Origin of the sequence: Streptomyces sp. NPDC058579, from assembly GCF_042718575.1 — a bacterium.
Taxonomy (GTDB): domain Bacteria; phylum Actinomycetota; class Actinomycetes; order Streptomycetales; family Streptomycetaceae; genus Streptomyces.
The window spans coordinates 1-7,074 of the sequence record NZ_JBHXPI010000081.1 but is presented as its reverse complement, the minus strand read 5'-3'; the positions used below and the strand labels follow the sequence as shown (position 1 = coordinate 7,074).

The following is a 7,074-nucleotide window of genomic DNA, read 5'->3' as shown; positions in this document are numbered from 1 at the left end:
GCGGACCCGACGCGGGTCCGCGCTCGTCGTGGTTCTGCGGCTACGGGGGCGGCGTGTAGTGGACGACGGTGGTCTCGCACGTCTCTGAGTACACCTTGATGGCGTCGGCTTCGGCCTGGTCGGCCGTGAGGCCCCAGCGGAGCTTGGTGGCCGTCCACTCGCCGATGTAGCGGCAGTGCGCGTCGGGCAGCGGCGGCATCCACTGGGCCGGGTCCTGGTCGCTCTTGGGGCGGTTCGACCGGCCGGTCACCGCCACGAGCGAGGCGGTAGGAGCCTTGCTCGTTCGCGTACGCCTCCTGCCTCTTCGCGTCCCACTTCGAGGCGCCGGAGTCCCAGGCCTCGGCGAGCGGCACCATGTGGTCGATGTCGAGCTGCCCCGGCGAGGTGACCTCCTGGCCGTCGTAGTACGACTTCCACTTGCCACGGGACAGCTTGCAGCCTGCCGCGACGGCCGGTGCTTCGGTCGCCTCGTCGAGGAGGACCTCGGCCCGGGTGTTGCATCCGTCGGTCTTGTTGAGGCCGGTGTGCTTGAAGGCATCCCTGTTGTAGCCGGTGCGGGACTCGTCGGTGATCTGGACCAACTCCAGGGCGTCGGCGAGTGCGAGGACCTCGGCGGCCGCCGGCGCGGCGGGTGCGGCCTGGACGCTGGCGGGGACGGTGAGCGGGGTGAGGCCGCGAACCATGTTCTTGATCACGAACGCTGGACTATCGGCCACCACCCCGGGGCGACCAGCGGTTTCGCGCACAGCTCAGCCCTGTGGGTGACCAGGTTCACCGGGGAAACGGTCCGCCGCCCCCGCCATCCGGCCGGGCGCCGTGCTGGAGGTGATCCGTTCCCGTTGGGCGTGTTGGCCTGTGTGCGCCCTGCCGGCACGGCCGGTCGCCTTCTACGGTGGTGCCAGAGACCTCGAGGAGGACACAGTGGCTGAGGCGATAGAGGGCAAGCACCGCTCGCCCGTGGGGGATGACGGGCATCAGCCGAACCGGCCTGTCCCGCCGCCCCCTCCCCCGCCGCCGCCCCCGCCGAAGAAGAGCTGACTCATGACCGTCCCCTCCCCCGCTCCGGTCCCGGCCGTGGACCGATTGCTAGACGACATCGCCCGCCAGCTCGGCCGGCCCGTCCCCGCGCGGATCGCGGCCGCCGTACGGGCGGTGCCGCGGCACCTGTTCGTCCCGGACCGGATCTGGCTCCGGGACGGGGACGGCGGCTACGAACCGTGCGACCGGCCCGAGCGGCCGGAGGCGTGGATGGCCGCGGCGTACTCCGATGCCCCGCTTGTCACCCAGTTCACCGACGGGCTGCCGTCATCATCGGCTTCGATGCCCTCGATGGTCGTACGGATGCTGATGCTCGCCGACCTCGACACCACTCCCGGGAGTTCGGAGGAAGACCACGGGGGTAGTCGTGGGCGGCACTTGGAGCTCGGAGCGGGCACCGGGTTCAACGCGGCGCTTTTGTGCGCTCTCATGGGCGGGGAGGCGGTCACGACCGTGGAGCTCGATCCCGTACTCGCCGCGCAGGCGGAGCGGAACCTGAAGGCGGCCGGCTACGCGCCCACGGTCGCCTGTGGGGACGCGGCGGCCGGCTGGGCACCGAGAAGTCCGTACGAGCGGATCGTCGCGACGTTCTCCGTCGACCGCATCCCACCCGCCTGGCTTCACCAGACCGCCGCCGGGGGGCGGATCGTGACGCCCTGGACGTCGTCCTGGTGCCGCTACGGCACCCTCGCCCTGACCGTCGACCACGACGGCGCCGCCCAGGGCCGGTTCCATCCGTTCGCCGCCTTCATGCCCATGCGCACTCCCACCGCGACCGCGCCCGGCCAGGTCATCGCCGAGGCGGTGCACGCGGGTGCCCCGGACGAGACGTCGACGAGCCTGTCGCCGTGGGTGGTCGCGGGCGGTGATCTGGATGCCGAGTTCCACATCGGGCTCGCCGTGCCCGGCGCCTGGTTCGCCTGGGACACCAGCGGCGAACACGCCCCGGCCCGCCTGGACATCGGCGACGACACCACCGCCTCGTGGGCGACCGTCGACTACGACGGCCAGCGCTCCGACCGGTTCACCGTCACCCAGACCGGCCCCCGAAAACTGTGGGACGAGATCCACGCCGCCTTTACCCAGTGGGAGCGGCTCGGCCGCCCCTCGGTCGGCCGGTATGGCCTCACCGTCTGGCCGGACGGCTCGTCGGCCCCGTGGGTGGACTCCCCCGCGACGCTCGTGCCCGCCGTCTGAATCCCTCCACACCCGCGGCCGGTACCCGTGGCCTCGACATCGCCTACGGCCACGGCTTCGCCACCGCAGCCATCCGTGGCACCTGGGCGGCCTGACCACCCATTGGCTGTGGCCCGTGCGAGTCTGTTCGAATGCCCGGCGGAGGCCCATCACCTCGGAGCCGATGCGATTCCGCCGGGCACACCCCAGACAGCGGAGGACGCGATGGACAACTACAGGTTGCAGAGGACCAAGGCTGGCAAGGACGAGCGGCGGGTCTCGGCCGTCTCCTGCAGCGCATCGGCCGGCCCAGACCTACAAGGCGCTGAAGGAAGCCCAGGAAGCCGTCTCCGCCGTCGAGATCGTGAAGGTAGAGCCAGGCATCTCGGCCGACCCCACCTAGCCCCCACGCAGGCGGCCCCGCCCCGGGCAGCACACGGGACGGGGCGCTCGCATATGCCGAATGTTCTTTCCCGCACACCCCTATTGCCCACCCGGGGCGCGGTGGCAGGGTGTGGACACGCGGTCCTCGCAGACCACCCCCGGAGAGGGACCGCACCTGGTCGGCCCTGCCTGCCGTCGAGCAGGCGGGGCCGCGCCGCCCCTTCCCGGCTCCCCACGGGAAGGGTCCAGGCGCGCCCGGGCGATCATGCGGAACGGTCGGACTGATGCTCCTATTGGCAGTCAAGGACTGCCGAGAGGTACCTGGGTGCAGATCAGCGTCGAATCGGACGGTGTCGCCCTACACCCCTACCAAACCTGACCGGGCCACTCTCAGGCGTCCAGGCCGTTGGGGGTGGGTGATGCCAGATCGAACAGCACGGACCAGTGGCCCATCTGGAGATGTGCGGCGCCCTCGTCGGTCAGGTGGAGGCGGCCGCTCATGATCACCCGGTCGCCTTCCTGACGGAGTTCCGGCTCGGTGGCAGAGGCTGCCCGGGTGTTCTGGCCCCAGTGGATGTCCTCGTCGACGGTCCATTCAACGAGGTGCTGGCCATCGGCTTCTCGCGGATCACCCTGCCAGATCACCACGGCGGACCCGATGGAGGTGTGAACCCGAACTGTCATGTGCTGCTGCGGGGTGCGCGGCAGGCTCTCCGTGCGGACGAACATTGGCTCATCATCCACGACGTCCCGTCTCTGGGACGAGGAGTTGTCGGGGCTCCGGGGTCAAGCGGTGAGCCAGTCCCGGTAAGAGTTGGCCAGGTCGTCGTCGCGGCGTGTGCCGCGTTCGATGCAGGAGATCGTTGCCCTGCAAGCTCGAGACCGCGACCGAGAGCCACAGCGTGGCGTTCCGGCAGATCCGGCCTTGTGACGGCTGTGCCTGGGCAGACCGCGCCTGCGGTCTGCCCAGGCACATGTCCGGTGAGAGCCTGGCCTGTCCCGAGCAGGTCGCACGGGATGGCCAGGCCGTCGAAGGACTGGTCAGAAGGCGGTGGTGCCTTCCAGAGCCCACCACGATCCGTTGTAGCTTTCGACCTTGCGCAGGCCGCCACCAGCGAGTCCTTGGTACTGGTAGAGGAAAGAGCCGTCGGACGCTTCCAGGTCGGGACGTCCGTCGCCGGAGGTGTCGCCGACGCCGAGGATGTGGTCCATGGAGTTCCAGCCGCCGGTGCCGATGAGCTTGCGGGTGCCGATGCCCCCGCTGCCTGTGCCGGGGTAGAGCCACAGCTTGCCGGTGGCCTTCTCCCGGGCAACGAGGTCGGGTCGGCCGTCGCCGGTCATGTCACCGGCACCGACGAGGGCGTTCATGGTGTTCCAGCCGCCGGTGCCGATGAGCTTGCGGGTGCCGAGGCCTCCGCTGCCTGTGCCCGGGTACAGCCACAGCTTGCCGGTGGCCTTCTCCACGGCGAGAAGGTCGGAGCGGCCGTCGCCGGACAGGTCGCCGAATGCCGCGAGCAGGCCCATGCCGTTCCAGCCGCCGGTGCCGATGAGCTTGCGCGCGCCGAGGCCCCCGCTGCCGGTGCCGGGGTAGAGCCACAGCTTGCCGGTGGCCTTCTCCCGGGCGATCACGTCCTCGCGGCCGTCGCGACTGAAGTCACCGTGCCGAGTGAGGCCGTTCATGCCGTTCCAGCCGCCGGAGCCGATCATGCGCGCGGTGCCGTTGCCGGACATGAACCACAGACGCCCGGCCGTGTCACGCAGAACGGCGTCCGCGCGCCGGTCGCCGTTCATGTCGCCGAACCCGCCGGTGCTCGGCGATGTCACGGTCTCCCAGGAGGGGTACGGCTCCGCCTCACACTCGCGCAGCGTGGGCACGATCTTGATGGAGCTGATTTCAGCGCTGCCGCCGCTGGTCGGATAGTTCTGGCTGGGAGTATCCCAGGAGTACCCGCCCTCGCGTCCGTAGTTCTGCTGGTCATACATGCAGACGTTCGAGCCGGTGCGGTTGTACCGCAGCCGGATCTTGTTGTCCCAGCTCCCCAGGGTGGCCACGCTCGTCCTGGTCTTGAACATCGAGCCTGTGCCGCTGGTGTTTGTCCAGGCACAGAAGTAGCCCTGGGGGCAGTCACTGGTCGCCGCCTGCGCGGGCGTCGCACCGGCGCCAAGCAGCCCCAGCGACGTGAGCCCCAGCGTCGTGGCCAACGCGGCCGCACGCTGAAGCAGAGTATTACGCATGGATTCCCTCCCTCACGCGGCACGGAGAAGAGTCTCGACGTGCCGCGCCAGGAAGATATCCCAGCCCACAGACAACTGATCAGGCGCCCCGAAGATGGGCACCGGCCTTGTGGCCGCGCCGGCTGCGCAGGTCGTCGACCTGATGGCGGCGCTGGAGGATTCCGTCGCCCTGCGCGAAGAAGGCGCGCGAGAGCGGCGGGCCCGCGACTGTCCACGAGATGGCGAAGAAGTTGGCCACGGCTAAGAAGGCGACGGCAGCGCGGCGCCGGAAGGCTGCCTGAGCCGGGGATCGGGGGCGCGCGGTCTACGTGCGCATCACCTGCCTGTGGAATATGCCGGGATTCGGCTGCGGGTTGCACGCCCGGTTGTGCATCGTGAGGGCAGAGGCCCCCGGCTGTGGGTGGCCTCACGAGACCAACCGGGGCAGGGGTGGCGCGGTGGGCTGGGAACGTGAGGGGTTCGAGTCGCACGAGGGCGAGGCCGGCGTGCTGCTGGCCGATGGGAGCGAGCCGGGCCTGGTCTACTTCGACCCGGGCAGCAGCGCCGACTTCCACAAGTCGACGTCGTGGTACCACTACGACGGCGAGATGCGTCGGCCGACGGCGGTGTCCCTGCGGGCGCGGTGCGCGTGCGGCTGGCGCGGCGAGAAGACGTACTTCCTCGACTGGGAGACGGTCCGCGAGGCCGGCCGGGACCTGTACGACACGTCCGGCCCGCTTGCGGACTGGTCCGCCCACGTGGACCAGGTGGCAGCCCTACGGGTCCCCCTGCCCGGGGCTGTGACGGAGGCACTGGCGCAGCTGCGCGAGCGCCTCGACGAGCTCGTGGACGATCAGCCGCTGACCGCGCTCCGCGCTGCCAGGGAGATGGAGCAGGTGGTCGCCTCGTTCGCCCCGTACGCGGCTCGGATCGTCTCCCAGGAGGACACACCGTTGCCGGAGGTGGCCCAGGCGCTTGGGATGACGGAGAAGGCGGCCCGCTCGTGCCTGTCGCGCTTCGAGCGCATGGACTGACGCCTCGCGGTCGCCCGTCGGTCAGTCCGCAGCCGGACGCAGGACATGGACGATGGACGGCGCGTCGTCCGCGAGGGCGTCGACCAGGACCCGCAGCGGCCGAACTGCCACGTCGGTGCCGTCGACCGTCCGCAGGATGCGGGCCGCGCTGGAGAACAAGCCGGACGTCAGACCGGCTGCCACGGACGCGGCGGCGTCGCGCGCGGTGGTCATCGTCGTCTCGTACCACGCCGTACGGGCCAGGCCCTCCGCGACCTCCAACTCGCACAGGGAGGGCAGCCAGTGGCCCGCCACGTAGTCGTCCGTCACGGCCGCGCACTGCTCGAGCAGACAGCGCCAGGCCATGTCCGCGGCCTCCAGATCGGCCGACCCGCGCCCGGGGCGCCCTGTCCAGCACGGTGCGCACAGCGGCACCGGGCGGGCAGGCAGTCCGAGGCTGCCGTACTGGACGAGCACAGACCGCATGGGCCCGCCGGCGTCGTCGGGCGTCGTCTCGCACAGATGGCAGACGGCGGGAACACGCGCGAGTGTCCGATGGACTGCGGGGAGGAAGTCACACCCCACCAACGGCCAGGCCGACGGCGGGTACCCGCTCACTTGGGAAGGAGGGTGGGAAGGAGGGTGTCGCGCTCTAGGGGTGGTGGTCCTCTTCGCCTTCTGTAGGGCCAGCAGGGGGCTCGCGGCACACCACGCAGAGCGGGTTCCCGCCGAACCGGTGTCGGTGGGTCGGCTTGCGGCTTCTCTGCACTAAGTCAAGCCAGGTCACTCGCATGAGGGCTGCGGGGTCTGTCGTGGCAGACCGTGGAACCCGGTCGCCGACTAACGCCCCCGCCAGCGGGTTGGCCTTGGCCAGCCAGCCCAGACGGCGCGGGGGAAGGCCGCTGCTCCGGTCGCTCGCACAGGTAGGGGGCGATGCCTCACGCGCCTGTGCGTGGCCCGGCGGTTTCCGCACCGCCGGGCCACAAGCGGGTCAGGCGAGGCCGATCTGCCGGTAGAAGGTCTTGTTGTCCCAGAAGAGGAACTCCTCCTGCATCACGCCGTCCTTGTTCCAGATGCCGACCGTGACCATGTTGATGGAGAACTTCTTGCCGGTCGGCTGGATGAAGCCGCCCTTGCCGTCCGGCATGGGGCGTGTGAAGGTGCCCTGCATGACGCCGGTCACCGAGGTCAGGTTGCCCTTGGCGATGCGGTTCGGGTGCTCGGTGATGCGCGTGTCCGGCGCCCAGAC

6 protein-coding genes and 2 pseudogenes are annotated in these 7,074 nt (G+C 70.4%); 2 read left to right on the top strand and 6 right to left on the bottom strand.

Annotation, left to right across the window (positions count from 1 at the left end):
- Positions 1-40: 40 nt before the first annotated feature.
- Positions 41-695: pseudogene (locus tag ACFWRO_RS36830) on the bottom strand (HNH endonuclease family protein).
- A 346-nt stretch (positions 696-1,041) separates the two neighbouring features.
- Between ACFWRO_RS36830 and ACFWRO_RS36825 the strand changes: the two are divergent.
- Positions 1,042-2,235 (top strand): protein-L-isoaspartate O-methyltransferase, encoded by a 1,194-nt coding sequence (locus ACFWRO_RS36825; RefSeq protein WP_384519006.1) that lies wholly within the window; start codon positions 1,042-1,044, stop codon positions 2,233-2,235.
- A 753-nt stretch (positions 2,236-2,988) separates the two neighbouring features.
- Here the strand turns inward: ACFWRO_RS36825 and ACFWRO_RS36820 are convergent.
- From ACFWRO_RS36820 to ACFWRO_RS36810, 3 genes are all read right to left on the bottom strand, one after another.
- Entirely contained in the window at positions 2,989-3,327 is a 339-nt protein-coding gene (locus ACFWRO_RS36820; protein WP_384519003.1) for a hypothetical protein, read from the bottom strand.
- A 312-nt stretch (positions 3,328-3,639) separates the two neighbouring features.
- Positions 3,640-4,833, bottom strand: a complete 1,194-nt coding sequence (locus tag ACFWRO_RS36815; protein ID WP_384519000.1) for an FG-GAP-like repeat-containing protein — start codon at positions 4,831-4,833, stop codon at positions 3,640-3,642.
- Positions 4,834-4,912: 79 nt separating this feature from the next.
- Positions 4,913-5,071 carry a hypothetical protein gene (locus tag ACFWRO_RS36810; RefSeq protein WP_384518997.1) on the bottom strand — a complete coding sequence of 53 codons (159 nt, stop codon included), beginning with the start codon at positions 5,069-5,071 and terminating at the stop codon, positions 4,913-4,915.
- A 199-nt stretch (positions 5,072-5,270) separates the two neighbouring features.
- Here ACFWRO_RS36810 and ACFWRO_RS36805 point away from each other — a divergent pair, with 199 nt between their 5' ends.
- Positions 5,271-5,846, top strand: coding sequence for a hypothetical protein (locus ACFWRO_RS36805; protein WP_384518994.1), 576 nt, complete (start codon positions 5,271-5,273; stop codon positions 5,844-5,846).
- 21 nt (positions 5,847-5,867) lie between these two features.
- On the opposite strand, the gene ACFWRO_RS36800 is transcribed toward ACFWRO_RS36805, so the two are convergent.
- Both ACFWRO_RS36800 and ACFWRO_RS36795 read right to left on the bottom strand, forming a co-directional pair.
- A complete protein-coding gene (locus ACFWRO_RS36800) occupies positions 5,868-6,191 on the bottom strand; it encodes a hypothetical protein (protein WP_384518992.1) in 324 nt (107 codons plus the stop codon).
- Positions 6,192-6,816: 625 nt separating this feature from the next.
- Positions 6,817-7,074, bottom strand: a pseudogene (locus ACFWRO_RS36795) (hypothetical protein); the annotation flags it as partial.

What these genes read in the sequence shown, in the direction of transcription:
- ACFWRO_RS36800 (WP_384518992.1), bottom strand. Translation starts at nt 6,191, where the DNA reads ATGGCCTGGCGCTGTCTGCTCGAGCAGTGCGCGGCCGTGACGGACGAC.
- ACFWRO_RS36815 (WP_384519000.1), bottom strand. Translation starts at nt 4,833, where the DNA reads ATGCGTAATACTCTGCTTCAGCGTGCGGCCGCGTTGGCCACGACGCTG.
- ACFWRO_RS36820 (WP_384519003.1), bottom strand. Translation starts at nt 3,327, where the DNA reads ATGTTCGTCCGCACGGAGAGCCTGCCGCGCACCCCGCAGCAGCACATG.
- ACFWRO_RS36825 (WP_384519006.1), top strand. Translation starts at nt 1,042, where the DNA reads ATGACCGTCCCCTCCCCCGCTCCGGTCCCGGCCGTGGACCGATTGCTA.